Origin of the sequence: Microbacterium sp. CH-015, assembly GCF_049707015.1 — a bacterium.
Classification (GTDB): Bacteria; Actinomycetota; Actinomycetes; order Actinomycetales; family Microbacteriaceae; genus Microbacterium; species Microbacterium aurum.
In genome coordinates, this window is sequence record NZ_JBNAFJ010000003.1 from 206,886 (window position 1) to 231,830 (window position 24,945).

Sequence of the window (24,945 nt, forward strand, 5' to 3'; positions counted from 1 at the left end):
CGATCCGGCTGAGCCCGCCGGTCACGTCGAGGTCACTTCTCGGTCACCGTGCAGCCGAGGCCCGCGTCCGTCGCGGCGAAGCGGCCGCGTGTCCATTCGAGCAGGTCGGCCGTCAGCGGCGAGTAGCCCTCCATGACCTGGGCGTGCTGGAAACCGGCATAGCGGCGGTAGTCCACGCGCTGGCCCGCTTCGCACATCCGCGCGACGAAGTCGTCCTGCACGCTCGGCAGCACGATCGAGTCGGCCGCTCCCTGCCCGACCAGCACGGGCGGGCCGATGAGAGTCGGGGCGGCATTCGCGCGCAGCGCCGCACCGAGCGGGCCGGTGGTCGGGTCCTCGGCGAACACGTCGGGATCCTGCGTCGTGCCGAGCACCGCGAGGATCGACAGCGCCATATCGGGGTCGGTGAGGCAGCGCTGCGCCATCGACCGGACGAACGTCTGCGCACCCGGGCGGACATAGCGGTCGTACGTGACATCGGGCTCGATCGCGGAGTAGGCGGCGAACGCGTACGACGCGAAGATGCTGCCTCCGGTGACGTCGTCGACGTGCTTCACGATCGTCGGCAGGTCACTCGCGGGGGCGAGCGCCGCGACGCCGCGCACCCACACCTCCGGCGCGTACGTCTGGGCGAGCGCCCCCGCCCACAGCGCCGCGTGACCGCCCTGCGAGTGGCCCCAGATGACGGTGCGGCGGTCGAGCCGCGCCTCGTCGAGCTGCCGGGCCGCGCGGACGGCGTCGAGCGACGCGTACGCGCTGGGCTTTCCGAACAGGTACGGGTGCGGCCCCTGGGTGCCGAGGCCGATGTAATCCGTCGCGACGATCGCCCACCCCTCCGCGATGACCTTGCGGGGGAAGTACAGCGCGCCGGCCCAGAACGGGCGCTCCTGCAGCGACGGCGCGCAGTGCTGCGCGTATCCCGTGGTGCCGTGATTCCAGTCGATGACCGGCCACCGGGTGTCCTCGTCGCCGCCGCGCGGCGTGACGACGAGGCCGCTGGCGACCCGCACCTTCCCGTCGACGCCGGTGGTCGTGTACAGGATGCGCCAGCCCTGCGCGTCGGCGGGGACCTCGCGCGTGAACTCCTCGGCCCGGATCAGCTGCCCCGGTTCGTCGGGGATGTCGCGGGGCGCGGCGTAGAACTCGTCGACGACCGTCGACCCCTCCCGCAGCGGCGCGGTCACTAGCACGGTCACAACGGCGAGCGCCACCGATCCGACCGCCATGACGGTGCGTCCCCAGCGGCGGCGCGGCGCGGCATCCGTCTGGTCCTTCCCGGCATCGCGACGGCGGCGGATCGCCGTCCACAGGTCGGTCACGCCCCGCATGATCAGCCACGACCCGAACACCACGGCGACGACGAGCAGCGTGATGTCGGGCCACCCGAGCGCGAGCACGCCGAAGATGATGCCGGTCGCCCCGAACGCCGCGTCCGCGATGCGCGCGTCCCAGCCGCGGCCGCGCCGGAACGCGCCGACGATCCCGGCGGCGCCGTTGACGAGCAGCAGGATGCCGGTGATCACGGCGACGGCGCGCACGGTCAGCGCGGGCCACAGCAGCACGAAGACCCCCACGCCGACCCAGCCGGCCGCCAGGAGGTAGCGCCACCAGCGACGGCTGCCCTCCTCGGGACGGCTCGTCGCCTCGACCACGCCGGTGAGCACCATACCGCCGCCGAGCAGCAGGGCGAGCACGTCGAGGGCCGTGGTCGGCCGGATGACGATGACGGCGCCGAGCACGAGGGTCACCAGCGCCAGGGCGACGCGCAACCACTCCGGCATGCCGGCGTGCACCCTCCCCAGCGGGAGGCGGTGCAGGATGCTGGTGCGCGCCATCCCTCCAGGCTAGGACGCGTGCGGGCGTGCGCGTCGCGTCCGCGCCCTGCGCGGGTTCGGGTTTGCGTCCTGCGCGGGTTCGGGTTCGCGCCCTGCGCGGGTTCGCGTCCGCGCCCTGCGCGGGTTCGGGAGGAGCGTGCGCGCCAGCCCATAGGCTCGGATCATGCCGGCGCCCACCCTCAACCGCGAGATCCTGCGGTTGGCGGTCCCGGCGCTCGGCGCCCTGATCGCCGAGCCGATGTTCCTCATCGTCGACTCCGCGCTCGTGGGCCATCTCGGGGTGGTGCCCCTGGCAGGGCTCGGAATCGCGTCGGCGGTGCTGCAGACGATCGTCGGGTTGATGGTGTTCCTCGCCTACTCGACGACCCCCGCCGTCGCGCGGCGCTTCGGAGCGGGCGACCACACCAGTGCCGTGCGCGCGGGCGTCGACGGGCTGTGGCTCGCGCTCGGGCTCGGCGCCGTGCTGGCCGTCGCGGGGACGCTGTTGACCCCGTGGCTCGTGGGGCTGTTCGGCGCCCCCGCCGACGTCGCCGAGCAGGCCGTGATCTACCTGCAGCTGTCGATGTGGGGCCTGCCCGCGATGCTCATCGTGTTCGCCGCGACGGGCCTGCTGCGCGGCATGCAGGACACCGTCACGCCGCTGTGGATCGCGGGAATCGGCTTCGGGCTGAACGCCGTGCTGAACGCACTGTTCATCTACGGCTTCGGGTGGGGCATCGCCGGTTCGGCGGCGGGCACCGTCGTGGCGCAGTGGGCGATGGTCGGCGCCTACGCGTGGGTGGTGGGCGCGCTGGCGCGGCGGCACGCGGCATCCGTCCGTCCGCAGCGCGAGGGCCTACGCGGATCGGCGCGGTCCGGCGGCTGGCTGTTCCTGCGGACCGTGTCGCTGCGCGCGGCGCTCCTGGCAACGGTGTTCGTCGCGACGGCCCTCGGCACCGACGAGCTGGCCGGGTGGCAGGTCGCGTTCACGATCTTCTCCACGGCCGCGTTCGCTCTCGACGCGCTCGCGATCGCCGCGCAGGCCCTCATCGGACGCGGCCTCGGCGCGCAGGACGAGCCCTTCGTCCGGCGCGTGCTCGGGCGCACCGTCGCGTGGGGCGCGTGGTTCGGCGTGGTCGTCGGCGCCGCGATCGCGGCGCTGTCCGGCGTCATCGGCCTCGTCTTCACGGGCGATGCCGATGTCGCCGCACTCGTGCAGCCGGCCCTCCTCGCCCTCGCGGTGGCGCAGCCCGTGTGCGGTGTCGTGTTCGTGCTCGACGGCGTGCTGATGGGCGCCGGGGACGTCCGCTACCTCGCGATCGCCGGCGGCCTGAACCTGGTGCCCTACCTCCCGGCGCTGGTAGCGGTGTGGCTGCTGCATCCGACGGGAGCCGTGGGCCTCTTGTGGCTCGCGGTCTGCTTCTTCGGGGTCTACATGCTCGCGCGGCTCGCGACGCTCGGCTGGCGGGTGCGTCGCCCGGACTGGCTGACCGCAGGCGCCTGACAACCGGGCGACCGGACGCGCGACTCGGCAGCCGCGACCGCGACGCGCACGCGCTCATGCGCCCGACCTTCGGCACCGGCCGCGACGGATCCGCTCACGCCCAGCGGCGGCACCACTCGTACATGACGACCGCGGCCGCGGCGCTCGCGTTGATCGAGCGCGTCGAGCCGTACTGGGTGATCTCGACGACGCCGGATGCCGCGGCCACCGCCTCCGGAGACAGCCCCGGACCCTCCTGCCCGAACAGCAGCGCGCACCGCTCCGGGAGTTCCGCCCGGTCGAGCGCAACCGACCCGGCGACGTTGTCGACCGCGATGATCGGGATGCCGGCATCCTGCGCCCAGGCGGTGAACGCCGCGACGTCCTCGTGGTGCCGCACGTGCTGGTAGCGGTCGGTGACCATCGCGCCGCGACGGTTCCAGCGGCGCCGGCCGATGATGTGCACCTCGGCGGCGCCGAAGGCGTTGGCGCTGCGGACGATCGAGCCGATGTTCATGTCGTGCTGCCAGTTCTCGATCGCGACGTGGAACGCGTGGCGGTGCTGGTCGAGATCGGCGACGATCGCGTCCATCGTCCAGTACCGATAGCGGTCGATGACGTTGCGCCGGTCACCCGCGGCGAGCAGCTCCCGGTCGTAGCGCGGGTCGTCGGGCCACGCCTCGGGGCCGCCCGGCCAGGGTCCCACCCCGACCGGCAGCTCGGGCTCCGCCTCCCGCTCGCCCGTCTCGCCCCCGTGCAGCACCACCCCGCAAGGCTATCCTCGCCCCGATCCCGCCCGCGCGCGCCCCGCCCCGCTCCCCGTGCCGGTCCCGCCCGCGTCCCGCCCGACTCCGCCCGCGCCCCGCACCGTCCCGCCCGCGCGCGGCGCCCGCGCCCCGCACCGTCGCGCCCGCGCCCCGCGCCGAAAGCAGGCTGAACCGGCACCGGCGCGGGCTGAGAGCGCCCGCCGCGACGATCGAGCCTGCTTTTCGCACGCGAGGCGCTTCTTTCGGCACACCGAAAAATCCCCTGATAGAGTTTCGGCATGCCGAAAACGGATGCCGCGCCGACGACGCCCGCGACGCCCGCCCCGCCGCGTCGGCGCGCGGCGTGGCTGCTCGGCCCGGCCCTCGTCGCGGGCGTCGCCTACCTCGATCCCGGCAACGTCGCGAGCAACATGACCGCGGGCGCCCGCTTCGGCTACCTCCTCGTCTGGGTCGTCCTCCTCGGCAACACGATGGCCTGGCTGATCCAGTACCTGTCGGCGAAGCTCGGCATCGTGACCGGGCAGAGCCTCGCCGAGACCCTCGGCACCCGCATCCGCAGCCGCTGGGGCCGCCGCGCGTACTGGCTGCAGGCGGAGCTCGTCGCGATGGCCACCGACATCGCGGAGGTCATCGGCGGCGCCGTCGCGCTGTGGCTCCTGTTCGGTGTGCCTCTGCCGGTCGGCGGTCTCATCACGGGAGGGGTGTCCATCGCGCTGCTGCTCATCCAGCAGCGACGCGGCGCGCGCGCGTTCGAGTTCGTCGTCATCGGGCTGCTCGCCGTCATCGCGCTGGGATTCTCGTACGGCGTGTTCATCGCGCCGCCGGATGCCGCGGGCATCGCCGCCGGTCTCCTCCCCCGCTTCGACGGTGCCGAGTCGGTGCTGCTGGCGGCATCCATCCTCGGCGCGACGATCATGCCGCACGCGATCTACGCGCACAGCGCGCTCGCCCGCGATCGCTTCACCGCGCCCGGCGCGCACGCCACCGACCGCGCCGCGGGCACGTCGCGGCTGCTGCGCGCCACCCGCTGGGACGTCACCATCGCGCTCGTCATCGCCGGCACCGTGAACCTCTGCATCCTGCTGCTGGCCGCCGCGAACCTCGCCGGCGTCCCCGGCACCGACAGCCTCGAGGGCGCCTACCACGCGCTGCAGTCGGGCCTCGGCGCGGTGGTGGCGACCCTGTTCGCGGTGGGCCTGCTCGCGAGCGGACTGGCGAGCACCGCCGTCGGCGCGTACGCCGGCGCCGAGATCATGCAAGGGCTCTTGCGGGTGCGGGTGCCGCTCCTCGCACGACGCCTGGTCACTCTCGTCCCCGCGGTCGCCCTGCTGGCCGCCGGCGTCGACCCGACGTGGGCGCTCATCCTCAGCCAGGTCGTGCTGAGCTTCGGCATCCCCTTCGCGCTCATCCCGCTGGTCGCACTGACGGCGCGCGCGAGCGTGCTCGGAGCACATCGCAACCGGTGGTGGACGACGGCGGCGGGAGTGGTCGCCGCGGCGTTCCTCGTCGCGCTGAACGGCGTGCTGCTGTGGCTGGTGCTGTCGGGGGCATAGCCTGCGCCGGATACCCTGGCTCCGTGGCCGGAAACTCCGTCGCGATCGACGACTACCTGAAGACGATCTACCACCACACCGAGTGGCAGAACGACCCGATCACCCCGTCACAGCTCGCCGGGGAGCTCTCGCTCGCCCCGTCGACGGTGACCGAGATGGTGCAGAAGCTCGCCGCGCAGGGTCTCGTTTCACACCGCCCCTACGGCCCGGTCTCCCTGACCGATGCCGGACGGCTGCGCGCGGCATCCATCATCCGCCGGCATCGGCTCATCGAGACGTGGCTCGTGCGGGAGTTCGGCTACGCCTGGGACGAGGTGCACGACGAGGCCGAGGTGCTCGAGCACACGATCAGCGACCGCCTGCTGGCGGGGATCGATGCGCGGCTGGGCCACCCCCGGTTCGATCCTCACGGCGACGCGATCCCGGATGCCGACGGCGCCGTCGACCGCGCCCCGTTCGTCCTCCTGGCGGCCGCGCACATCGGTCACAGCGGCCGGGTGCTGCGGGTCAGCGACCGCGACCCGGCGTTGCTGCGGGCGCTCGAGGGGCACGGCATCGACGTCGGCCACACCCTGGTCGTCGCCGGCCGGGATGCCGTGCGCGTCGACGGCGGCGCGACCGTGGAGCTGCCCGCCGGCGCCGCCGACGCCGTGTGGCTCACCGTCTGAGCACCCCGGCATCCCCCGCCCTTGTCCCGCGCCCGCCCCGCCGAATCCCTGCAGCAGACCGGCGGTGGCGGTGATGCCGTCGTTGGCGTCGATCGTCCCGCTGCGGAACGAGGCGGCGTCCTCGAGCTTCGCCCGCAGCCACTGCCATACCCGCGGCGCGCCCGGCGCCGCGCTCATGGCCGGCGGGCGCGGCGGGTCTTCGCCGCCTTCAGGTATGGCCACGGCGCCCCGACCGCGTGCTCGCAGTAGTTCCACAGCCGCGCCGCGATCTCCTCGTCGCGGGTGATGCGACCCGCCGTCGACAGCTTCGGCGCACCGCTGACGATGCGCGACGGCCCCCAGAACTGCCCGCCGTCGGCATCCGGGTCGACGAGCGCACGCACGAGCGGCCAGGCCCCCCGCTCCTTGGATTGCGTGATCGGGGCCTGCAGGTTGTCGCCGAAGCGCTTGAGACGCGAGGGCTCGTTGACCCCGAGGATGCCGCGGGTGCGGCCGCTGATCGAGTAGCCCGGATGGGCGACAAGGCTCGCGATCGGCACACTCGCGGCGCGCAGCCGCCGATCGGCCTCGAAGCCGAGCGCCGTCGTGGCCACCTTGGACTGCACGTACGCACGCCAGGGCGTGTAGCCGTTCTCGAGCTCGGGGTCGATCGGGTCGTACGCCCACATCGACGTCGACATCGAGCCGACCCACACCATGCGGCCGCGGCCCGCCGCGAGCGGCAGCAGCAGCTCGCCGGCGAGGGCGTAGTGGCCGAGCGCGTTCGTCGCGAACACGATCTCGTGCCCGTCGGCCGTCGTCTGCCGATGCCGCGGCGGGTGGACGATGCCGGCGTTCAGCAGCAGTCCGTGCAGTCCCGCCCGCCCGCGGACCGTCGCGGCGGCGGCGCGCACCGACCCCAGGTTGCTCGTGTCGAGCAGCAGCGTCGTGACGTCGGCATCCTTCGCGCCCCGCAGCACCGCCGCCCGCGCGGCGGCCAGGCGATTGGGGTTGCGTCCCGTCATGATGACGTGCGCGCCGGCGCCGGCCAGCTGCAGCGAGGAGAAGAACCCGAGGCCCGCCGTGGAGCCCGTGACGAGGTAGCGCCGACCACTGAGGTCGGGCAGGCGCTCGGGGTCCCAGTCGTCGCGTGCCACATGGTCGACACTAGGGCCGCGGGCCGCCGTTCAGCTGGCGACTCCCCGATAGGCTGGCCGCATGCGGACACGCGCCGATATCGAGTGCTGGCTCACGGACATGGACGGGGTTCTCGTCCACGAGAACAAGCCCATCCCGGGAGCCGCCGACCTGCTCGCGCAGTGGCGGGATGCCGGGATCCCGTTCCTCGTGCTGACGAACAACCCCTTCTACACGCCGCGGGACCTCAGCGCCCGGCTGCGGATCTCGGGCCTCGAGGTCCCCGAGGACCGCATCTGGACCTCGGCGCTCGCGACGGCGGAGTTCCTGCGGTCGCAGCATCCCGGCGGCACGGCGTTCGTCATCGGCGAGGCCGGCCTGACGACGGCGCTGCACGAGGCCGGGTACGTCATGACGGAGACGCAGCCGGACTACGTCGTCATCGGCGAGACGCGCAACTACTCGTTCGACCGCATCACCCAGGCGATCCGCTTCATCAACGCCGGCGCGCGATTCATCATCACGAACCCGGATGCCACGGGCCCGACCCCCTCGGGAATCGTCCCGGCGACGGGGTCGTTCGCGGCGCTCATCACCCACGCGACCGGCAAGGCACCCTACGTCGTCGGCAAGCCCAACCCGATGATGTTCCGCTCGGCGATGAACCGGATCGGCGCGCACTCGGAGAACACCGGCATGATCGGCGACCGCATGGACACCGACGTCGTGGCGGGCATCGAGGCGGGCTTGCACACGATCCTGGTGCGCACCGGAATCTCCGACGACGCCGAGATCGAGCGGTATCCGTTCCGCCCGGACGAGATCCTCGATTCGGTGGCCGATCTCGTGACCGCCGAGCCGGTCGAATCGGAGATGCCGGAGGGGCTGTGAACGACTTCGAGCAGACGCTGCTGCTGGTGACGTCCGCCCTCATGATCCTGACGACGCTCGTCGTCGTGATCGTGCAGTGCGTCCGCGGTCGCGGCCACCGCGGGGGCCGCTGATGGCGCTCTTCCTCGTCGTGACAGCGTTCGCGCTGCTCATCGCCGCGCTTGTGCTGTTCCTGCGCGGCCGCCGGGATGCCCCGCAGGGCACGCCGCTGCCGAACGGCCGCGGGATCGCACTGCTCACGGTCGTCGGGCTCGTCCTCGCCCTGGCATCGCAGCTGCCCGTCTTCCGCTGACCCGCCCCGGGGTGCTGATCCGCGGCATCCGTTTCGGGACCGCGCCCGCCCGCGCCCGCATTCCGCCCCGGCATCCCGCCCCGGCATCCCGCCGAACCCTTACCTCTGGGACGAAACCTCACCCCAGTGCGCGCGCGGGAATGAGGGTTCGTTCCGGGAATAAGGGTTCGGCTCAGACCCGCCCCGGGTTACTGCGGCGCGAGGCCCAGGTCGTCGAGGTCGATGATCGAGCGCCAGGTGAAGCCGGCGGCCTCGACGGCGGTCTGCGCGCCGGTCTTGCGGTCGACGACGGTGACGACCGCGACGACATCGGCCCCGGCATCCCGCACCACTTCGGCGGCCTTGAGCGGCGAGCCGCCCGTCGTGGAGGTGTCCTCGACGATCACGACGCGCTTGCCGGCGACCTCGGCGCCCTCGACCTGGCGGCCGCGGCCGTGGTCCTTGGGCTCCTTGCGCACGACGAAGGCGTCGACCGGCGTTCCGGCGGCGACGGACGCGTGCAGGACGGCGTTCGCGATCGGGTCGGCGCCGAGGGTGAGACCCCCCACGGCGTCGACCTCGAGATCCCGCACGAGGTCGAGCACCAGCCGGCCGATCGCGGGGGCCGCGCGGTGGTCGAGGGTGAGCTTGCGCATGTCGACGTAGTATGTCGCCTTCTTGCCGCTGGACAGCGTGAAATCGCCGTGGAACACCGCCTCCTCGCCGATCAGGGCGATGAGGTCCTGGCGCTGTGTTTCGAGCTCGGGCGTGGAGGCGACGGTCATGCCCAGCAGTCTACGGACGCCCCGTCGCCGTTTTTCCCGCGCCGTCGGCCGCCGACGCGCACGGTGTGGCCCTAGAGTCGGGAACGTCGCCGGCGCCCGAGCCGCGGCATCCGTCGCCCGCCGCGAACCGAGGAGCACCATGGACCGCATCGGCATCGTCACCGAGTTGCCCGGCGAGACACGCGTAGCCGCGTCGCCGACCACGGTGGGCCGCATCGGCAGACTCGGCTACGAGGTCGTCGTGCAGGCCGGCGCCGGCGAGCGCTCGTCGTTCCCGGATGCCGAGTACATCGCCGCCGGCGCGACCATCGCCGATCGCGACACCGCCTGGGCCGCCGATGTCGTCCTGAAGGTCGCGGTGCCCACCGCCGACGAGATCGCGCTCCTGCAGCCGGGCGCAACCATCGTGGGCTTGCTGAGCCCGGCCCTGCGGCCCGATCTCCTGGCCGCGCTCGCGGCGCGCGGCGTCACGGCGCTGGCCCTCGACGCCGTCCCGCGCATCTCGCGCGCCCAGTCGATGGATGTCCTCAGCTCGATGGCGAACATCGCGGGATACCGCGCCGTCGTCGAGGCGGCCAACGCGTTCGGCCGCTTCTTCACCGGGCAGGTCACCGCCGCCGGCAAGGTGCCGCCGGCGAAGGTGCTCGTGGCGGGCGCCGGGGTCGCGGGACTCGCGGCAATCGGAGCGGCGTCCTCGCTCGGCGCCATCGTCCGCGCGACCGATCCGCGCCCGGAGGTCGCCGACCAGGTCGCCTCGATCGGCGGCAGCTACCTGCCCGTCGTCGTGCCGGACGAGACCAAGGAGGTCTCGGCCGACGGATACGCGAAGGCCACGAGCGCCGCCTACGACGCCGCGGCCGCGCAGCTCTACCGGGACCAGGCCGTCGACGTCGACATCATCATCACGACGGCGCTCATCCCGGGCCGTCCCGCGCCCCGCCTGATCACCGCCGCCGATGTGGCCGCCATGAAGCCGGGCAGCGTCATCGTCGACATGGCGGCGGGCCTCGGCCAGGACGGCCAGGGCGGCAACGTCGAGGGCTCGGTCGCCGGCGAGAAGGTCGTCACGGCGAACGGCGTCACGATCCTCGGGTACACCGACCTCGCGGGCCGCCTCCCGCAGCAGGCCTCCCAGCTGTACGGCACGAACCTGCTGAATCTGCTCACCCTGCTGACCCCCGGAAAGGACGGCGTGCTCGTCATCGACGAGACCGACGTCGTCCAGCGCGCCGTCACCGTCGTGCGTCAGGGCGAGGTGACGTGGCCGCCCCCGCCGGTGCAGGTGTCGGCGGCGCCGGCGCCCGTGGCGGATGCCGCGGCATCCGCCACGGCACCGGCACCCCGGCAGGGCCTGTCGACCCGCACGAAGTCCGTCCTCACCGGCGTCGGCATCGCCGCGCTGTTCCTCGTCTGCGCGTTCGCGCCCGCGCCGCTGCCGCAGCACGTCCTCGTGCTCACACTCTCGGTCGTCATCGGGTTCTACGTCATCGGCAAGGTCGCCCACGCGCTGCATACGCCGCTCATGAGCATCACCAACGCGATCAGCGGCATCATCATCGTCGGCGCCATGTCGCAGATCATCGTGCCCGACCCGCTCGTCCAGGTGCTCGCCGCCGTCGCGGTGCTGCTGGCATCCATCAACATCTTCGGCGGCTTCGCCGTCACCCGGCGCATGCTCGCCATGTTCCAGAAGGGCGACCAGAAGTGAGCGGCCTCGTCCTCGCGCAGTCCATCGCCACCGCGGCATATATCGTCGCGGCGCTGCTGTTCATCCTCGCCCTCGCCGGGCTCAGCAAGCAGGAATCAGCCCGCCGCGGCATCGTCTACGGCATCGCGGGCATGACGATCGCGCTCGTCGCGACCCTCGTCCTCGTCGTCGCGAGCGGCGTGCTGCTCACGAGCGGCGCCGCCCTCGGCCTGACCCTCCTCGTCGTCGCGATCCTCGTCGGCGGCGCGATCGGGCTCTGGCGTGCCCGCGTCGTCGAGATGACCGGCATGCCCGAGCTCATCGCGCTGCTGCACTCGTTCGTCGGGCTCGCGGCCGTGCTCGTCGGCTGGAACGGCCACCTGTACGCGGAGGGCATCGCCCCGGAACTCGTCGGCATCCACCACGCCGAGGTGTTCATCGGCGTCTTCATCGGCGCGGTCACCTTCACCGGGTCGATCGTGGCGTTCCTCAAGCTCTCCGCGCGGATGAGCTCGCGCCCGCTCATGCTGCCGGGCAAGAACCTGCTCAACGTCGGGACGCTCGTCCTGTTCGTCGGGCTCACGGTCTGGTACGTCATCACGCCCGAGCTGTGGCTGCTGATCGTCGTGACCCTGCTCGCACTGGCGCTCGGCTGGCACCTCGTCGCCTCGATCGGCGGCGGCGACATGCCCGTCGTCGTCTCGATGCTCAACAGCTACTCCGGCTGGGCGGCCGCCGCGGCGGGCTTCCTGCTGAACAACGATCTGCTGATCGTCACGGGTGCCCTCGTCGGCTCATCGGGTGCGTACCTGTCGTACATCATGTGCAAGGCCATGAACCGGTCGTTCCTGTCGGTCATCGCGGGCGGATTCGGCATCGAGGCGCCGCGCACCGGCGACGAGGAGCAGGGCGAGATCCACGAGACGGATGCCGGGGCGGTCGCGGCCCTGCTGCGCGATGCGCGCTCGGTCATCATCACCCCCGGCTACGGCATGGCCGTCGCGCAGGCGCAGTACCCGGTCGCCGACCTCACGAAGCGGCTGCGCGAGCGCGGCGTGACGGTGCGCTTCGGCATCCACCCCGTCGCCGGACGGCTTCCCGGCCACATGAACGTGCTGCTGGCCGAGGCGAAGGTGCCCTACGACATCGTGCTGGAACTCGACGAGATCAATGAGGACTTCGCCGAGGCCGACGTCGTGCTGGTGATCGGCGCGAACGACACCGTCAACCCCGCCGCGGCCGAGGATCCCGGCTCGCCCATCGCCGGCATGCCGGTGCTGCACGTGTGGGAGGCGCGGAACGTCGTCGTGTTCAAGCGGTCGATGGCCTCGGGGTACGCCGGTGTGCAGAATCCGCTGTTCTTCCGCGAGAACACCCGCATGCTGTTCGGGGATGCGAAGGAGCGGGTGGAGGACATCCTGCGCGCGCTCTGACGACGACGGCGGCACGAGCCTTCGCCGCCGCGCTCCTGCGCGACGGGCCAGGATGCCGGTCATGCCAGGATCGAGCATATGGGGATCGCCGATGATGAGTTGACCCGGTTCACCGAGCTCCTCGACACCGCGGGTGCCGGCCCGTCCGCGCCGGACGTCGATCCCGTCGAGCGTGCCCGGCGTCGCCGTCGGCGACTCCGGGCGGGGATCACGACCGCGGTCGTCGCGCTCGTGCTCATGGGCCTCGCCGGAGGGTACGCCGCCTACGCCCTGACCACCCCGGTCGCGCTCCCCGGCGCGGAGACGCGCACGCCGCAGCCGACGGCGGGCGCCCCGGTGTCGCTGGCGATGCCCGCCGGCGCATCGGCAGTGCAGGTCTCCGGCGGGACGGACTTCCTGGGCGCCGAAGGGCTGACCGCGGCATCCGGCGCCCCGGGCCCGCTTCCGATGGCGAGCATCACGAAGCTCGTGACCGCGCTCGTCGTGCTCGACGCGCATCCGCTGTCCGGCCCCGACGACCCGGGACCCGTCCTGACCTTCAGCAAAGCCGACCACGACCTGTACGACCAGTACTACGTGCAGGGTGCGACGATCGCCGCCATGCCGACCGGCAGCACGATGAGCCTGCACGACGCCCTGGAGCTCATGCTCGTCGTCTCGGCCAGCAATTACGCCGACGCCGTCTCGACGTGGGCCTTCGGCTCCCGCGGCGCGTTCGTGCGCGCGACGGACGCCTGGCTGGATCGCAACGGGCTGGGGGGCATCACGGTGGTCGAGCCGACGGGCATCGACCCGCGCAACACCGCCACTGCCGCCGACCTCATCACGCTCGGCGCCCTCGCGATGGGGAACGAGACGATCGCGCAGATCGTCGGCATGTCCACTCTCGCCGTACCCGGATTCACGGGCAGCAACACCAACACGCTGCTCGGCACCGACGGGGTCCGCGGCATCAAGACCGGGACGCTCGAAGGCTCCAACCTGCTGTACTCCTCGCTCCTGGACGTCGGCATCGGCGAACCGCTGACGATCACCGGCGCGGTGCTGGGTGGCCAGGACCGCGACAATGTGAACAGCGACGTGCGGGCGCTGCTCGGCAGCATCCGCGCCGGGTTCCACGAGGTCCCGCTCGCCCGGCGCGGTGAGGTGTACGGAAGCTACACCACGCCGTGGGGTGCGGAGGCTCGCATGGTGGTGGCGACGGATGCCCGCGTGTTGACCTGGTCGGACACGCCCATCACCGCCCAGATGACCACGAGCCCGCTGACCACGGGGCGCGCCGGCGAGAAGGTCGGGACGATCACGTGGACGGCGGGCGCGCGCACGGCGTCGACCGATCTCGTGCTCGATGCCGACATCGCGATGCCCGACGACTGGTGGCGCCTCACCCATCCGCTCGAACTCGACGGCCCGCTCGCCGGACGCGGGTAGCGGCGCGGGGTCAGCGGGGCTCGCGGGGTCAGCGAGTCGCGCGGGGCTCGCGGGGTCAGCGGGGGTCGCGCGGTTCGCGGGCCAGGAACGGCCGCGGCCAGGCGCCGAGCGCCAGCAGCGCCACGACCACCTGGACGAGACCCGTCGCGAAGTAGAGGCCGTGCAGCGGCGACCAGACCAGCAGCAGCGAGATCTCGATGGAGATCCACGACATCATGACGAGACCCGCCGCGGCGTGGAGCCCGGGCGCCAGCGCGTAGCGCCCGTGGTGGGCGACGAGGGCGAGCGCCTGCGCGCCGCCGACCACGACGCCGAGGACCGCGCGTGACGGGCGGCGCGCACTGTCGGCGGCGGCGAATACGCTGGATGCCATGCGTGTGGCCACCTGGAACGTCAACTCGATCCGTGCCCGCGTCGTCCGCACCGTCGACTTCGCCGTGCGCGAGGACATCGACGTGCTGGCGATGCAGGAGATCAAGTGCAAGCCCGAGCAGTTCCCGTACGCCGAGTTCGAGGCGGCGGGCTACACCGTGGAGGCGCACGGCCTGAACCAGTGGAACGGCGTCGCGATCGCGAGCCGCACGCCGATCGAGAACCTGCAGATCGGCTTTCCCGGCATGCCGGGCTTCGCGAAGGGTCATGACGGGCCCGACGCCCCGCAGGAGGCGCGTGCGATGGGCGCGACCGTCGGCGGCGTCGAGGTGTGGAGCCTGTATGTGCCGAACGGCCGCGGCCTCGACGACCCGCACTACCGCTACAAGCTCGACTGGCTCGAGGCGCTTCGCGGGTACACGTCCGACACCCTCGCCGTGAACCCCGACCTGGCCCTCGCCCTGACCGGCGATTTCAACATCGCCCCGACCGACGCCGACAACGGCGATCCCGCCGTGATCGAGGGCGTGACGACGCACGTCTCGGTGCCCGAGCGCGCCGCCTTCCAGGCGCTGCTCGACGCGGGCCTGCACGACACGGTGCGCCCGCTCGTGCCGACCGGCTATACGTACTGGGACTACAAGCAGCTGCGCTTCCCCCGCAACGAGGGCATGCGCATCGACTTCATCCTCGGATCGCACGCGTTCGCCGACGCGGTGGTCGCGGCATCCATCCATCGCGACGAGCGCAAGGGCGAGATCCCGAGCGACCACGTGCCCGTCGTCGTCGACCTCGACCTCGAAGGTCCCGACGACGACGACCGCCCGATGATCTTCTGACGCGGACGCCGCGGCGTCAGGCCGCTCTCACCCGGCGGTCGGCGGCGTCGAGCCCCTTCGCGGAGCGCCACGCGATGAGCGTGGTCCCGAGGGCGGATGCCGCAAACACGACCGCCAGCAGCGCCCACCCGGCCAGCCCGAGGCCGAGCGCGGCGGTCACGACGATCGGCGCGGCCATCGCGCCGAGATTGAATCCCATCGAGAACACGCCCTGGTACGCGCCCGGCGCCCGGGGGTCGGCGAGCTCGAAGCTCAGCCCCCAGCCGCCCGCCTGCGACATCACCTCCGCGAACGCGTGCGCGAGGGCGGCCGCGATCAGCAGCGCGACCGCCAGCCAGGCGACCACCGGCGCCGCGCCGGCGTAGAGCGCGCACGCGAGCACCATCAGCACGCCTGCCCACGCCGTCACGGTGCCCGCGCGCCGCACATCGTGGGTGCCGCGCGACAGCGGTACCTGGAAGATCACGACGATGACCGTGTTGAGGATCAGCAGCGCCGCCACGATGGCGGTCGGCGCGGCGGTGTCGTGGGCGATCCACAGCGGAACCCCCACCTCCGCCAGCCCGAACTGCATGCCGAAGACCGCCGACAGCGCCGTCACCGCGAGGTAGCGCGCATCGCGCCACGGGCTCGCGCGACGCACGACCGGGGTGGCCGGGGCCGCGGTGGTCGGCTCGGCGCTGTCCGCGGTCGGCGCGGCGCTGTCTGCGGCGGGTGCGGCCGGCACGACGCGCGGCGCGTCGACGCGGGGTGGCAGCCCCCGCATGATCGGCACGCCGGCGAGCACGACGAGCCCGGCGGCCACGATCGCCGCGCGGTACGCGAGGCCGGTGTCGGCGAGGAGCGAGAGCCCGCCGGCGGCGGCGCCCGCGGCGATGGAGATGTTGGTGACGGTGCGCAGGATCGCCCGCGCCGACACCCGCCGCGGGCCGTCGAAGGCCCGCGCGATGATGGCCATGCGCGCGGCGTTGGCCGCCGACTCCGCGACGCCGACGACCGCGCCGATCGCGAGCACCGCCCAGAAGTCGGCCGCGAAGGCGTAGGCGACGAGTGCCACGCCGTCGAGGGTCATGCCCGCCAACAGGATGCGACGCGCGCTGATGCGGTCGGCCAGGTGTCCGGTGAGGGCGGATGCCGCGACGCCGAGGCCGGCCGAGACAGTGAGAACGACCGCGATCTCACCGGCGCTGAGGCCGACGATGCGGGTGAAGTACAGCACCGTCACGGCGAGGAAGACACCGCGGCCGATGCGACCGACGGCGGTCGAGGTGACGAGGATGCGCAGCACGGGGTCGCTCAGCGACCCGGTCGACCGCACGCGGCGCACCGACGGTCAGGGCGTCACTCTCGTGCCGACGGTGTTCACGGCGCGCGCGTCCGCGCCGGTGGGCGAGGCCGCGCCGCTCATCCTCTACCCCGCCCGCGGCCAGGGAGCCATGTGGGAGCGCCAGCAGGTGACGACATCGGCGGCGCTGGTCGGCATCCTGGGACGGGTCCGCGCCCAGCTGCTCACGGTGCTCGACGAACCCGCCTCGTCGACGGAGCTCGGGGTCCGCTTCGGCGTGACCACGTCTGCCGCAGGGCAGCACCTGCGCGCGCTGCGCGCGGCCGGCCTCGTCTCGTCGACGCGATACGGCCGGTCGGTGCTGTATCTGCGCAGCGAGCTCGGCAACGCGCTCGTGCCGCCGGCGCAGGGCACCTGAGCCCCGCGCGGCGTCAGCGGCTCACGACGCGCCCGGCGCCCAGCGCCCGATCAGGTCGTGCAGCTGCCGCAGGAAGCCGGTGAGGAACTCCCGCGTGCCCGCGTTCGCGAACCCGCCGTCGCCGTCGAAGAACTCATCGCCGACGCGGATGTACGCCTCGGGCACACCGACCAGCGGGGCGCCGAGCGCCGAGAGGATCGCCTTCAGGTGGTTCTGCGCGACGGCCGTGGAGATCACGCCTTTCGTCGCGCCGGTGACGGCGACGGGCTTGCCCGCCAGCGAGCTCTTGCCGGTGGGGCGGCTCGCCCAGTCGACGGCGTTCTTCAGCACCGCGGGGATCGACCGGTTGTACTCCGGCGTGACGATCAGCAGTCCGTCGGCGCTTTCCACCGCGCGCTTGAACGCCCAGCCGTCGTCGGGGAAGGCCGTGTCGTACTGCGTGCCGTAGAACGGCAGGTGCACGATCGGAATGTCGCGGAACTCCAGCCCGGCGTCGGGTCCCAGCGCGATCAGCGCGTCGGCGAACCTGCGGTTGAGCGAGGGTTCGGACACCGACCCCACGATCACCCCTACGGTGTAGACCTTCTCGTCTGCGTCGGTCATCGTGACTCCCTCGTGCGTTCGGTGTGGTGCGTGGGTTCGGTGCGGTGGGTGGTCGTTCGGTGTCATCCTGCCAAAGCGCACCGGCATCCCCAAGGGCCTTGACGCGCCCATCGGTCTCAGAGGATTCACCAAGAGAGCCGCACGACGAGGGGACGAGATGAAGAAGGCACGCCTGGCGACACTGGCCGCGCTGCTGCTGGCGGGGACGGTGGCCCTCACCGGCTGCTCGCAGCTGATGGGGCTGATCGCCGACAACCAGCCGGTGCGCGACGCGGACACGTCCGAGATCACCGAGGGCGGCGACCTCGACGTCTTCACCCTGAGCGTCGGCGACTGCTCCGACGACCAGTCGGCGACCGAGGTGAGCGAGGTGCCGGTCGTGCCGTGCACGCAGCCGCACGACAACGAGGTCTTCCACGACTTCACGGTCGACGGCGAGGAGTTCGATCAGGCCACGATCGACGCGGCCGCCGAGGAGAACTGCGGCGGTCAGTTCGACGTGTTCACCGGCATCGCCTACGACCATTCCGTCCTCGACTGGAGCACGCTCGCGCCCACTCCGGGCAGCTGGGAGCAGGGCGACCGCCTCGTCTCGTGCATCATCTACGAGTACGGCGTGCGGACCGTCGGGACGCTCGCCGGCGCGCAGCGCTGAGCGCTCGGCTCCGTCGTGCGGGGGATGCCGCGGCATCCGCCCCCGCCTACGTTGGAAGCATGAGCGAGCACGTCACCGGGCGCACCGTCACCGCGGCCCAGCGCCGCAACGATCTGTGGCTGGCCGCCGGGCTGCTCGTCGGCGCCGTGATCAGCGCGTGGCTCGGGCAGGTGGCCGGCCTCAACGGCGACGAGACGCCGCCGTTCGCGTGGGCGCTCGTCTACGCCCCCGCCCTCACGCTGCCGCTGGCACTGCGGCGCCGCTACCCGGAGGCCGTGCTGGTCACCGTCGCGCTGGCCTTCTTCGTCGGCGTGACGGCACGCATCCCCGAGGTGTACGTCGGCAACGTCGCGCTGTTCATCGCGATGTACACCGTCGGCGCGTGGGTCGCCGACCGGCGCCGTGCGACGCTCGTGCGCCTGATCGTCATCGCCGCCATGTTCGTCTGGCTGCTCGTGACCATCTTCCAGGCGGCGACCGGCGGAGACGACGGCGGCCCGTCGCGGGCGGGGCTGTTCTCGCCGTTCGCGGCGTACATGCTGCTGCAGTTCCTCGTCAACGTCGCGTTCTTCGGCGGGGCGTACTTCTTCGGCGAGCGCGCGTGGGCCGGCGCCCGCTCCCGAGCGGCGCTCGAGGAGCGCACCGCCGACCTGGAGCGGGAGCGGGAGCTGACCGCCGCGCAGGCGGTGGCGCTGGATCGCGTGCGCATCGCCCGCGAACTGCACGACGTCGTCGCCCACCACGTGTCGGCGATGGGCGTGCAGGCGGGCGCGGCGCGCACCGTGCTCGACCGCGACCCCGCCGCCGCGCGCGCGGCGCTCGGGACGGTGGAGCACTCCGCCCGCGAGGCGCTCACCGAGCTGCGCCAGCTGCTGGAGACGCTGCGCACGCCCGACGCCGACACCCCGGCATCCTCCACCCTGAGCCTGCGCGCCCTTCCCGACCTCGTCGCCCACGCCGTCGACAACGGCCTGCCGACGACGTTCGCCGTGGTGGGCGAGCCCGTCGAGACGCCCGAGCTGGTGCAGGTGAACCTGTACCGCATCGCGCAGGAGGCGCTCACGAACGCGCGCCGGCACGGCGGTCCGGATGCCGTCGCCGACGTGCGGCTGCGCTACGACGACGCCGGCGTCGAGCTGGAGGTCACCAACACGGGCCGTCCGATGGTCGCGGGGCGCGCGGGCCTCGGGATCGTCGGCATGCGCGAGCGGGCGGCCGCGTCGGGCGGCACGATCGAGGCGGGGCCGCGACCGCGGGGCGGCTTCCTGGTGCGGGTGCGGGTGCCGTCGGCATCCGGCAGCGGCGAGGTTTCGCGCCGAGAGGGTGCCGTGAGCGCGGCGGTGCGCACATGAGCGTGCGGGTGCTGCTCGTCGACGACCACGCCGTCATGCGGGCCGGGTTCCGCATGATCCTGGATGCCGAGGATGACCTCGTCGTCGTCGGCGAGGCCGGCAACGGCGCCGACGCGGTGGCGGCGGCATCCGCCCTGCGTCCTGACGTCATCTGCATGGACGTCCAGATGCCGGGCATGGACGGGCTCGAGGCGACCCGCCGCATCGTCGCCGACCCCGCAAGCACGGCGGTCGTCGTCGTGGTGACGACCTTCGACCGCGACGACTACCTGTTCCAGGCGCTGCAGGCCGGCGCGAGCGGATTCCTGCTCAAGAACGCCGGGCCCGAGGAGCTCGTCACCGCGGTGCGCGTCGCGGCCGCCGGCGACGGGCTGCTGGCCCCGGCGGTCACCAAGCGCGTGATCGAGCGGTTCGCGGCATCCGCTCCCCCGGACGCCCCCGCGGCGATGCCGCCCTCACCCGCCGCGGCGCTGCTCACCGAGCGCGAGACCGAGGTGCTGCGGCTCTTGGCCGACGCGCGCAGCAACGCCGAGATCGCCACGGCGCTGTACATCGGCGAAGCGACCGTGAAGACGCACGTGTCGAACGTGCTGCAGAAGCTCGGCGTGCGCGACCGCGTCGCCGCGGTCGTCTACGCGCACCGCCACGGCCTGGCCTGACGCACCCTGCGGGGTGGGCCTGGCCTGACGCGCCCTGCGGGGGCGAGGCGCCGGGCCCGACCCCCCGGGGTCAGCCGCGGGCGACGACCGGGATCGAGCCGGTCAGGGCGAGCCGCTCGCGCAGGGCGACGAGCGAGGTCTCGGGACGCCACAGCGCGACGATGCTCCAGCCGAACAGGCCCACCACCAGCACGTTGCGCGCCAGCAGCACGGCCGCGGCGAGCGGGTGGGCGTCGATGAGCGGCAGGTACAGCACCGGGAAGACGAGGGTCGTGAGGAAGCACACCATCGCCATCCACTCCGCGACCCGCGACCACGCGTGGCGGTCGATGACCAGCCCGACGGCGACGATCGGCGCCAGCCACAGCATGTACTGCGGCGAGCCGACCTTGTTGAAGACGATGAGCGCCGCCGTCAGCGCGAAGGCGCCGCGGAGGATCAGCCGCTGCTCGGCCAGGGGGGTGAGCGTGCCCTCGGTGAGAGCGCGACGCCGCGCCCGCCACAGCAGCACGAGGATGACGGCGAACGCGATCGGCATGAGCCACGTCACGAGCACGCCGGCGGCCTGCGCGCCGGGCCCCGCCACCTCGCGCGTCGCAAGGACGTAGTTCTGCCGGATCTCGGCGCCCGGCATCCCGAGCACGGTCGCCCACACCCACGGCGTCGCGATCGGCGCCTCCAGCTGGAGCGAACGGTCGCCCTGGATCGTGGCGAAGCTGAACAGGTTGTCTCCGCCGCCGAAGGCGATGACGATGCCGGCGATGGCGCCGCTGACGGCGAGCCCCCCGGCGATGATCCGCATCCGCAGCGACGAGATCGCGACGGCCGCGGCGGCGAGGGCCGCCGGCCAGACCTTGATCCAGGTCGCGGCGGCGATGAGGGCACCCGCAAGGGCCGGCCGGCGCACGAGCCAGACGAGGGCCGCGATCGCCAGCGGCGCGGCGAAGCCCTCGAGCCGCAGCATCGACACCGGCGCGAGCAGCAGCTGCACGGCGAGCCAGTACCACGCGGCGACGTAGCCCTTCCGGCGGCGGAGGTTACCCGTGAGGGCCGCGATGGCGAGCCAGTTGGCGGCGACCATCAGCAGGAGCCACACGAGCTGGTAGGTCCAGGGGCCGAAGGCGATGGCCGCCATGATCGGCACGAGTGCGCCCGCGGGGTACACCCACGCCATGTCGATGACCGGCCAGTGCCCGTGCAGCGCCTGCTCCGCCCACAGCCGGTACAGCGGCAGGTCGCCCTCGGTGCCTCCGACGACGATGACGTGCAGCAGTCCGACGAAGTACAGCAGGTGCACGACGACGAACCCGGTGATCAGACCCCGGCGGGTGAAGGCGAAGCGCACGGCGACCGGAAGGAATCTCTCCCATCGCTCGACCGCGCGGACACCCAGGCTCTTCACGCGCTGGGCGCGGGAGATCTCCGGAGCGCTCGTCACCTTTGGGAGTGTAGAGACGGCAGGCGGACGGCGGGTGGACACGACATTTCTGTTTCCTGTCAATTCACCGTGCGCTCATCCGGGCGACGGATGCCGCGTCGCGCGCAAACCCGTCCCACGGGGGAGGTCTGCGGCATCCGCTGCGCGTAGCGTCGGAGCATCGGCACGCGGTGCCGGTGGCCCTAGAGGAGGAGCGCATGCTCGAACTGTCCGGCATCACCAAGAGCTACGGCACCCATCGGGTGCTCGACGACGTCGGGTTCCACGTCGCCCCCGGGCGCCTGACCGGCTTCGTCGGCGGCAACGGCGCGGGAAAGACCACCACCATGCGGATCGTGCTGGGCGTGCTCGCGCGCGACGGTGGCACCGTCACCCTCGACGGCGCGGCGGTGACGGCGGCCGACCGTCGCCGGTTCGGCTACATGCCCGAGGAGCGCGGCCTATACCCGAAGATGCGGGTGCTCGACCACATCGTGTACCTCGCCCGCCTCCACGGCTTCGACCGCGCCGACGCGACGGCGCGCGCGGAGGCGCTGCTGGTCGAGCTCGGGCTCGGCGAGCGCCTGCAGGACAACATCGAGACGCTGTCGCTGGGCAACCAGCAGCGCGCGCAGATCGCCGCCGCGCTCGTGCACGACCCCGAGGTGCTGATCCTCGACGAGCCGTTCTCGGGCCTCGATCCCCTCGCCGTTGATGTCGTCGCGGGCGTGCTCCAGAGCCGCGCCGCCGCGGGGGCGGCCGTGCTGTTCTCGTCTCACCAGCTCGACGTCGTGGAGCGCCTGTGCGACGACCTCGTGATCATCGCCGGGGGCACGATCCGCGCCGCCGGGCGCCGCGACGACCTGCGCGCGCAGCACGCCGGGCGCCGCTTCGAACTCCTCTCCGCCGGCGATCTGGGGTGGCTGCGTGACGCCCCCGGCATCGACGTCGTCGAGTTCGACGGCGGCTACGCCGTGTTCGACGCCGACACCGACGAGGCGGCGCAGGACGTGCTGCGTCGCGCCGTCGCGGCGGGCGCGGTCACGAGCTTCGCCCCCCGGCATCCCACTCTCGCCCAGATCTTCAAGGAGGTCATCCAGTGACCGTGCAGACCCCCTCCTTCGCCCAGAGCGTGTGGCTCGTCGCCGAGCGCGAGATCGGCTCGAAGCTGCGCAGCAAAGCGTTCCTCATCTCGTTCGGCATCCTGTTCCTGATCGCGCTGGCCGGCGTGATCTGGGCCGGATTCAGCGCGGACGACAACTCGACGACACCCGTCGCAGTCACCAGCGACGCCGCGCAGCACGTCGACGGCATCCCGGGTCTGGAGCTCACGACCGTCGCCGATCAGGCCGCCGCGGAGGCGCTCGTGAAGGACGGCACGGTGGATGCCGCGGTCGTCGGCGACGGCCAGCCGCCGCTCGGGTTCTCGGTGATCGTGGAGTCCGACGTCCCCTCGAGCCTGCTGATGTCGCTGTCGCAGACCCCGAACGTGGTGGTGCTCGACCCCGCGAACGCGACGAACTGGATCGGCTACATCGCGGCGATCGGCTTCGGCGTCGTGTTCCTGTTCGCGGCGCAGACCTTCGGCGCGACGATCGCCCAGAGCGTCGTCGAGGAGAAGCAGACGCGCGTCGTGGAGCTGCTGATCTCGGCGATCCCGGCGCGGGCGCTGCTGGCGGGCAAGGTGATCGGCAACACGATCCTCGCGATGGGTCAGGTGGTCATCCTGGCGGCGATCGCGGTGGTCGGCCTCACGGTGACCGGGCAGACGGAGTTCCTGCAGGGCATCGGCGGTCCGATCGCGTGGTTCAGCGTGTTCTTCCTGTTCGGATTCGTGCTGCTGGCGGCGCTGTTCGCTGCGGCGGCGGCGATGGTGTCGCGGCAGGAGGACATCGGGGCCACGACGACGCCGCTGATGTTCCTGATCCTCGCGCCGTACTTCCTGGTGATCTTCTTCTGGAACAACCCGACGGTCCTGACGGTGATGTCGTACGTGCCGTTCTCGGCCCCGGTCGGCATGCCGGTGCGGCTGTTCCTCGGTCAGGCGCAGTGGTGGGAGCCGCTGGTCTCCCTCGCGATCCTGCTGGTCTCGTGCGTCCTCGCGATCCTCGTCGGCGCGAAGATCTACGAGAACTCGCTGCTGCGGATGGGCGCCCGCGTCAAGCTCACCGAGGCGCTCGGGCGCTGAGCCGAAGACGCTGACCGGCCGCGCCGCGACAGCGCGCGCGGCCGGTCAACGCTCGACGCGCTCGACAAGGATGCCGTCGGCATCCGCCCACACGTGCGCGCCGGGTCGGAAGACGACACCGCCGATCTCCACCGGGACATCGACCTCGCCGATGCCGTCCTTCGCGCTCTTGCGCGGGTTCGAGCCGAGCGCCTTGACTCCGAGCGGCAGCGTCGCGATCGCCTCACGGTCGCGGATCGCCCCGTGCACGATGATGCCGGCCCACCCCGCGGCGACCGCGGACGCCGCGATGAGGTCGCCCACGAGCGCCGACTCCAGCGACCCGCCGCCGTCGATGACGAGCACGGCGCCGTCGCCGGGCGTGGCGAGGACCTGCTTGACCAGGGCGTTGTCGCGATGGCAGCGCACCGTGCGGACGGGGCCGTCGAACGCGACGCGTCCGCCGATGTCGTGCAGCTGCAGGGCGAGGGAGTCCAGCGCGTCGCCGCGCTCGTCGTACAGGTCGGCCGTCGCGATCGTCATGGCTGCCACGGTAGCCGGTGACGAGGCCGTCGTCTTCAGCGGGAACACATCGCGGATGCATACAGTTGCATCGACTGGGCCGCTGGCGTCCCATCAACAGACCCGATCCGAGGAGACGCCATGATCCTCACCACCGTTCACCCCGCCGACACCGACGCCCCCATCCTGGACGTCCTCGCCGAGCGCTGGAGCACCCGCATCTTCGACGCGCAGACGCCGATCGACGAGGAGGCCCTCGCGAGCGCGCTCGAGGCCGCCCGCTGGGCGCCGTCGGCGAACAACACCCAGCCGTGGCGCTTCGTCGTCGCCCGCCGCGGCACCGACGCGCACGCCGCCATCGTCGCCGCGCTCATGGGCTTCAACCAGACCTGGGCGGCCGACGCCGGCGCGCTCGTGGTATTCGCGGCCGCGGCCTCGCTCGACGGCAAGCCGCTCACCTGGGCGGTGTACGACACCGGCCAGGCGGCGGCGTACTTCACGGTGCAGGCGCACGCGTCGGGACTGCACACGCACCAGATGGGCGGCTTCGACCGCGCCGCGATCGGCGAGGCGTTCGGTTTCGGCGACGATCTCGCCGCCGTCACGGTCATGGCCGTCGGCGCGCTCGGGTCGCTCGCCGAGGCGCCCGAGGCCCTGCGCGAGCGCGAACTCGCGCCGCGCACCCGCCGCCCGATCGCCGAATCCCTCATCGCGAACGACTGACCGTCGCGCAAGCCCCCTCCGCATCCGGCGGGTT

At 72.5% G+C, this 24,945-nt stretch carries 25 protein-coding genes; 16 read left to right on the forward strand and 9 right to left on the reverse strand.

The window, feature by feature from the left end; all coding sequences use genetic code 11:
- Positions 1-32 precede the first annotated feature (32 nt).
- The gene (locus tag ACPYN4_RS07510; RefSeq protein ID WP_239282258.1) at positions 33-1,835 is read right to left on the reverse strand and encodes a lipase family protein; all 1,803 of its coding nucleotides are present in this window, start codon (positions 1,833-1,835) and stop codon (positions 33-35) included.
- 163 nt (positions 1,836-1,998) lie between these two features.
- Here ACPYN4_RS07510 and ACPYN4_RS07515 point away from each other — a divergent pair, with 163 nt between their 5' ends.
- On the forward strand, positions 1,999-3,318 hold the full coding sequence (locus ACPYN4_RS07515) for an MATE family efflux transporter (RefSeq protein WP_239282259.1): 1,320 nt from the start codon (positions 1,999-2,001) through the stop codon (positions 3,316-3,318).
- Positions 3,319-3,412: 94 nt separating this feature from the next.
- Here ACPYN4_RS07515 and ACPYN4_RS07520 read toward each other — a convergent pair whose 3' ends face one another.
- The gene (locus ACPYN4_RS07520) at positions 3,413-4,063 is read right to left on the reverse strand and encodes a TrmH family RNA methyltransferase (protein ID WP_239282261.1); all 651 of its coding nucleotides are present in this window, start codon (positions 4,061-4,063) and stop codon (positions 3,413-3,415) included.
- A gap of 279 nt (positions 4,064-4,342) precedes the next feature.
- Between ACPYN4_RS07520 and ACPYN4_RS07525 the strand changes: the two genes are divergently transcribed.
- Together ACPYN4_RS07525 and ACPYN4_RS07530 are read left to right on the forward strand one after the other, a co-directional pair.
- Complete coding sequence (locus ACPYN4_RS07525; RefSeq protein WP_287272324.1) at positions 4,343-5,617, forward strand: Nramp family divalent metal transporter; 1,275 nt, start codon at positions 4,343-4,345, stop codon at positions 5,615-5,617.
- Between the two features lie 23 nt (positions 5,618-5,640).
- The gene (locus ACPYN4_RS07530; RefSeq protein ID WP_076688676.1) at positions 5,641-6,285 is read left to right on the forward strand and encodes a metal-dependent transcriptional regulator; all 645 of its coding nucleotides are present in this window, start codon (positions 5,641-5,643) and stop codon (positions 6,283-6,285) included.
- Between the two features lie 173 nt (positions 6,286-6,458).
- On the opposite strand, the gene ACPYN4_RS07535 is transcribed toward ACPYN4_RS07530, so the two are convergent.
- Positions 6,459-7,421 carry an SDR family NAD(P)-dependent oxidoreductase gene (locus ACPYN4_RS07535; RefSeq protein ID WP_281653130.1) on the reverse strand — a complete coding sequence of 321 codons (963 nt, stop codon included), beginning with the start codon at positions 7,419-7,421 and terminating at the stop codon, positions 6,459-6,461.
- Positions 7,422-7,482: 61 nt separating this feature from the next.
- Between ACPYN4_RS07535 and ACPYN4_RS07540 the strand changes: the two genes are divergently transcribed.
- Both ACPYN4_RS07540 and ACPYN4_RS07545 read left to right on the forward strand, forming a co-directional pair.
- Positions 7,483-8,292, forward strand: a complete 810-nt coding sequence (locus ACPYN4_RS07540; RefSeq protein ID WP_076688670.1) for an HAD-IIA family hydrolase — start codon at positions 7,483-7,485, stop codon at positions 8,290-8,292.
- Between the two features lie 112 nt (positions 8,293-8,404).
- Positions 8,405-8,584, forward strand: a complete 180-nt coding sequence (locus ACPYN4_RS07545; protein ID WP_232321679.1) for a hypothetical protein — start codon at positions 8,405-8,407, stop codon at positions 8,582-8,584.
- Between the two features lie 188 nt (positions 8,585-8,772).
- Here ACPYN4_RS07545 and pyrE read toward each other — a convergent pair whose 3' ends face one another.
- Positions 8,773-9,348 carry an orotate phosphoribosyltransferase gene (pyrE, locus tag ACPYN4_RS07550; RefSeq protein WP_424446038.1) on the reverse strand — a complete coding sequence of 192 codons (576 nt, stop codon included), beginning with the start codon at positions 9,346-9,348 and terminating at the stop codon, positions 8,773-8,775.
- A 139-nt stretch (positions 9,349-9,487) separates the two neighbouring features.
- Between pyrE and ACPYN4_RS07555 the strand changes: the two genes are divergently transcribed.
- The 3 genes from ACPYN4_RS07555 to ACPYN4_RS07565 all read left to right on the forward strand — a co-directional run bounded on the left by ACPYN4_RS07555 (position 9,488) and on the right by ACPYN4_RS07565 (position 13,899).
- Positions 9,488-11,056, forward strand: coding sequence for a Re/Si-specific NAD(P)(+) transhydrogenase subunit alpha (locus tag ACPYN4_RS07555; RefSeq protein ID WP_424446039.1), 1,569 nt, complete (start codon positions 9,488-9,490; stop codon positions 11,054-11,056).
- Positions 11,053-12,468: a Re/Si-specific NAD(P)(+) transhydrogenase subunit beta gene (gene pntB, locus ACPYN4_RS07560; RefSeq protein WP_424446040.1), complete on the forward strand. Its 1,416-nt coding sequence runs from the start codon at positions 11,053-11,055 to the stop codon at positions 12,466-12,468. Before ACPYN4_RS07555 ends, pntB begins: the two co-directional genes overlap by 4 nt.
- Positions 12,469-12,546: 78 nt before the next feature.
- Entirely contained in the window at positions 12,547-13,899 is a 1,353-nt protein-coding gene (locus tag ACPYN4_RS07565; protein ID WP_424446041.1) for a D-alanyl-D-alanine carboxypeptidase family protein, read from the forward strand.
- Positions 13,900-13,954: 55 nt separating this feature from the next.
- On the opposite strand, the gene ACPYN4_RS07570 is transcribed toward ACPYN4_RS07565, so the two are convergent.
- Entirely contained in the window at positions 13,955-14,272 is a 318-nt protein-coding gene (locus ACPYN4_RS07570) for a hypothetical protein (protein ID WP_424446042.1), read from the reverse strand.
- Between ACPYN4_RS07570 and ACPYN4_RS07575 the strand changes: the two genes are divergently transcribed.
- Positions 14,271-15,110 (forward strand): exodeoxyribonuclease III, encoded by an 840-nt coding sequence (locus tag ACPYN4_RS07575; RefSeq protein WP_424446043.1) that lies wholly within the window; start codon positions 14,271-14,273, stop codon positions 15,108-15,110. The genes ACPYN4_RS07570 and ACPYN4_RS07575 overlap by 2 nt on opposite strands.
- A gap of 16 nt (positions 15,111-15,126) precedes the next feature.
- On the opposite strand, the gene ACPYN4_RS07580 is transcribed toward ACPYN4_RS07575, so the two are convergent.
- Positions 15,127-16,398: an MFS transporter gene (locus ACPYN4_RS07580; RefSeq protein ID WP_424446044.1), complete on the reverse strand. Its 1,272-nt coding sequence runs from the start codon at positions 16,396-16,398 to the stop codon at positions 15,127-15,129.
- On the opposite strand from ACPYN4_RS07580, the gene ACPYN4_RS07585 reads away from it, so the two are divergent.
- Entirely contained in the window at positions 16,388-16,813 is a 426-nt protein-coding gene (locus tag ACPYN4_RS07585; protein ID WP_239282586.1) for an ArsR/SmtB family transcription factor, read from the forward strand. The two genes, ACPYN4_RS07580 and ACPYN4_RS07585, sit on opposite strands and share 11 nt — an antisense overlap.
- Before the next feature lie 21 nt (positions 16,814-16,834).
- Here the strand turns inward: ACPYN4_RS07585 and ACPYN4_RS07590 are convergent, their stop codons facing one another.
- Positions 16,835-17,416, reverse strand: a complete 582-nt coding sequence (locus ACPYN4_RS07590) for an NADPH-dependent FMN reductase (protein ID WP_239282588.1) — start codon at positions 17,414-17,416, stop codon at positions 16,835-16,837.
- 157 nt (positions 17,417-17,573) lie between these two features.
- Between ACPYN4_RS07590 and ACPYN4_RS07595 the strand changes: the two genes are divergently transcribed.
- The 3 genes from ACPYN4_RS07595 to ACPYN4_RS07605 are packed head-to-tail and all read left to right on the forward strand — an operon-like array spanning position 17,574 to position 20,082.
- Positions 17,574-18,071, forward strand: a complete 498-nt coding sequence (locus tag ACPYN4_RS07595) for a septum formation family protein (protein WP_239282590.1) — start codon at positions 17,574-17,576, stop codon at positions 18,069-18,071.
- A 59-nt stretch (positions 18,072-18,130) separates the two neighbouring features.
- Positions 18,131-19,423 carry a sensor histidine kinase gene (locus ACPYN4_RS07600; protein ID WP_424446045.1) on the forward strand — a complete coding sequence of 431 codons (1,293 nt, stop codon included), beginning with the start codon at positions 18,131-18,133 and terminating at the stop codon, positions 19,421-19,423.
- Positions 19,420-20,082, forward strand: a complete 663-nt coding sequence (locus ACPYN4_RS07605; protein WP_239282594.1) for a response regulator — start codon at positions 19,420-19,422, stop codon at positions 20,080-20,082. The genes ACPYN4_RS07600 and ACPYN4_RS07605 overlap by 4 nt, the downstream gene beginning before the upstream one ends.
- Before the next feature lie 70 nt (positions 20,083-20,152).
- Here the strand turns inward: ACPYN4_RS07605 and ACPYN4_RS07610 are convergent, their stop codons facing one another.
- Positions 20,153-21,520 carry a hypothetical protein gene (locus tag ACPYN4_RS07610; protein ID WP_239282596.1) on the reverse strand — a complete coding sequence of 456 codons (1,368 nt, stop codon included), beginning with the start codon at positions 21,518-21,520 and terminating at the stop codon, positions 20,153-20,155.
- 197 nt (positions 21,521-21,717) lie between these two features.
- On the opposite strand from ACPYN4_RS07610, the gene ACPYN4_RS07615 reads away from it, so the two are divergent.
- On the forward strand, positions 21,718-22,602 hold the full coding sequence (locus tag ACPYN4_RS07615) for an ABC transporter ATP-binding protein (RefSeq protein ID WP_239282598.1): 885 nt from the start codon (positions 21,718-21,720) through the stop codon (positions 22,600-22,602).
- The gene (locus ACPYN4_RS07620; protein ID WP_315552769.1) at positions 22,599-23,687 is read left to right on the forward strand and encodes an ABC transporter permease; all 1,089 of its coding nucleotides are present in this window, start codon (positions 22,599-22,601) and stop codon (positions 23,685-23,687) included. Before ACPYN4_RS07615 ends, ACPYN4_RS07620 begins: the two co-directional genes overlap by 4 nt.
- A 45-nt stretch (positions 23,688-23,732) precedes the next feature.
- On the opposite strand, the gene rraA is transcribed toward ACPYN4_RS07620, so the two are convergent.
- Positions 23,733-24,209, reverse strand: coding sequence for a ribonuclease E activity regulator RraA (rraA, locus tag ACPYN4_RS07625; RefSeq protein WP_239282602.1), 477 nt, complete (start codon positions 24,207-24,209; stop codon positions 23,733-23,735).
- A gap of 120 nt (positions 24,210-24,329) precedes the next feature.
- Here rraA and ACPYN4_RS07630 point away from each other — a divergent pair, with 120 nt between their 5' ends.
- Entirely contained in the window at positions 24,330-24,911 is a 582-nt protein-coding gene (locus ACPYN4_RS07630; RefSeq protein ID WP_239282604.1) for a nitroreductase family protein, read from the forward strand.
- Positions 24,912-24,945 lie beyond the last annotated feature (34 nt).

Bases quoted from the DNA above. Each gene is read 5' to 3' on its own strand.
- ACPYN4_RS07510 (WP_239282258.1), bottom strand. From the start codon at position 1,835: ATGGCGCGCACCAGCATCCTGCACCGCCTCCCGCTGGGGAGGGTGCAC.
- ACPYN4_RS07515 (WP_239282259.1), top strand. From the start codon at position 1,999: ATGCCGGCGCCCACCCTCAACCGCGAGATCCTGCGGTTGGCGGTCCCG.
- ACPYN4_RS07525 (WP_287272324.1), top strand. From the start codon at position 4,343: ATGCCGAAAACGGATGCCGCGCCGACGACGCCCGCGACGCCCGCCCCG.
- ACPYN4_RS07540 (WP_076688670.1), top strand. From the start codon at position 7,483: ATGCGGACACGCGCCGATATCGAGTGCTGGCTCACGGACATGGACGGG.
- ACPYN4_RS07545 (WP_232321679.1), top strand. From the start codon at position 8,405: ATGGCGCTCTTCCTCGTCGTGACAGCGTTCGCGCTGCTCATCGCCGCG.
- pyrE (WP_424446038.1), bottom strand. From the start codon at position 9,348: ATGACCGTCGCCTCCACGCCCGAGCTCGAAACACAGCGCCAGGACCTC.
- ACPYN4_RS07555 (WP_424446039.1), top strand. From the start codon at position 9,488: ATGGACCGCATCGGCATCGTCACCGAGTTGCCCGGCGAGACACGCGTA.
- ACPYN4_RS07565 (WP_424446041.1), top strand. From the start codon at position 12,547: ATGGGGATCGCCGATGATGAGTTGACCCGGTTCACCGAGCTCCTCGAC.
- ACPYN4_RS07575 (WP_424446043.1), top strand. From the start codon at position 14,271: ATGCGTGTGGCCACCTGGAACGTCAACTCGATCCGTGCCCGCGTCGTC.
- ACPYN4_RS07570 (WP_424446042.1), bottom strand. From the start codon at position 14,272: ATGGCATCCAGCGTATTCGCCGCCGCCGACAGTGCGCGCCGCCCGTCA.
- ACPYN4_RS07585 (WP_239282586.1), top strand. From the start codon at position 16,388: ATGCGCAGCACGGGGTCGCTCAGCGACCCGGTCGACCGCACGCGGCGC.
- ACPYN4_RS07590 (WP_239282588.1), bottom strand. From the start codon at position 17,416: ATGACCGACGCAGACGAGAAGGTCTACACCGTAGGGGTGATCGTGGGG.
- ACPYN4_RS07595 (WP_239282590.1), top strand. From the start codon at position 17,574: ATGAAGAAGGCACGCCTGGCGACACTGGCCGCGCTGCTGCTGGCGGGG.
- ACPYN4_RS07600 (WP_424446045.1), top strand. From the start codon at position 18,131: ATGAGCGAGCACGTCACCGGGCGCACCGTCACCGCGGCCCAGCGCCGC.
- ACPYN4_RS07605 (WP_239282594.1), top strand. From the start codon at position 19,420: ATGAGCGTGCGGGTGCTGCTCGTCGACGACCACGCCGTCATGCGGGCC.
- ACPYN4_RS07615 (WP_239282598.1), top strand. From the start codon at position 21,718: ATGCTCGAACTGTCCGGCATCACCAAGAGCTACGGCACCCATCGGGTG.
- rraA (WP_239282602.1), bottom strand. From the start codon at position 24,209: ATGACGATCGCGACGGCCGACCTGTACGACGAGCGCGGCGACGCGCTG.
- ACPYN4_RS07630 (WP_239282604.1), top strand. From the start codon at position 24,330: ATGATCCTCACCACCGTTCACCCCGCCGACACCGACGCCCCCATCCTG.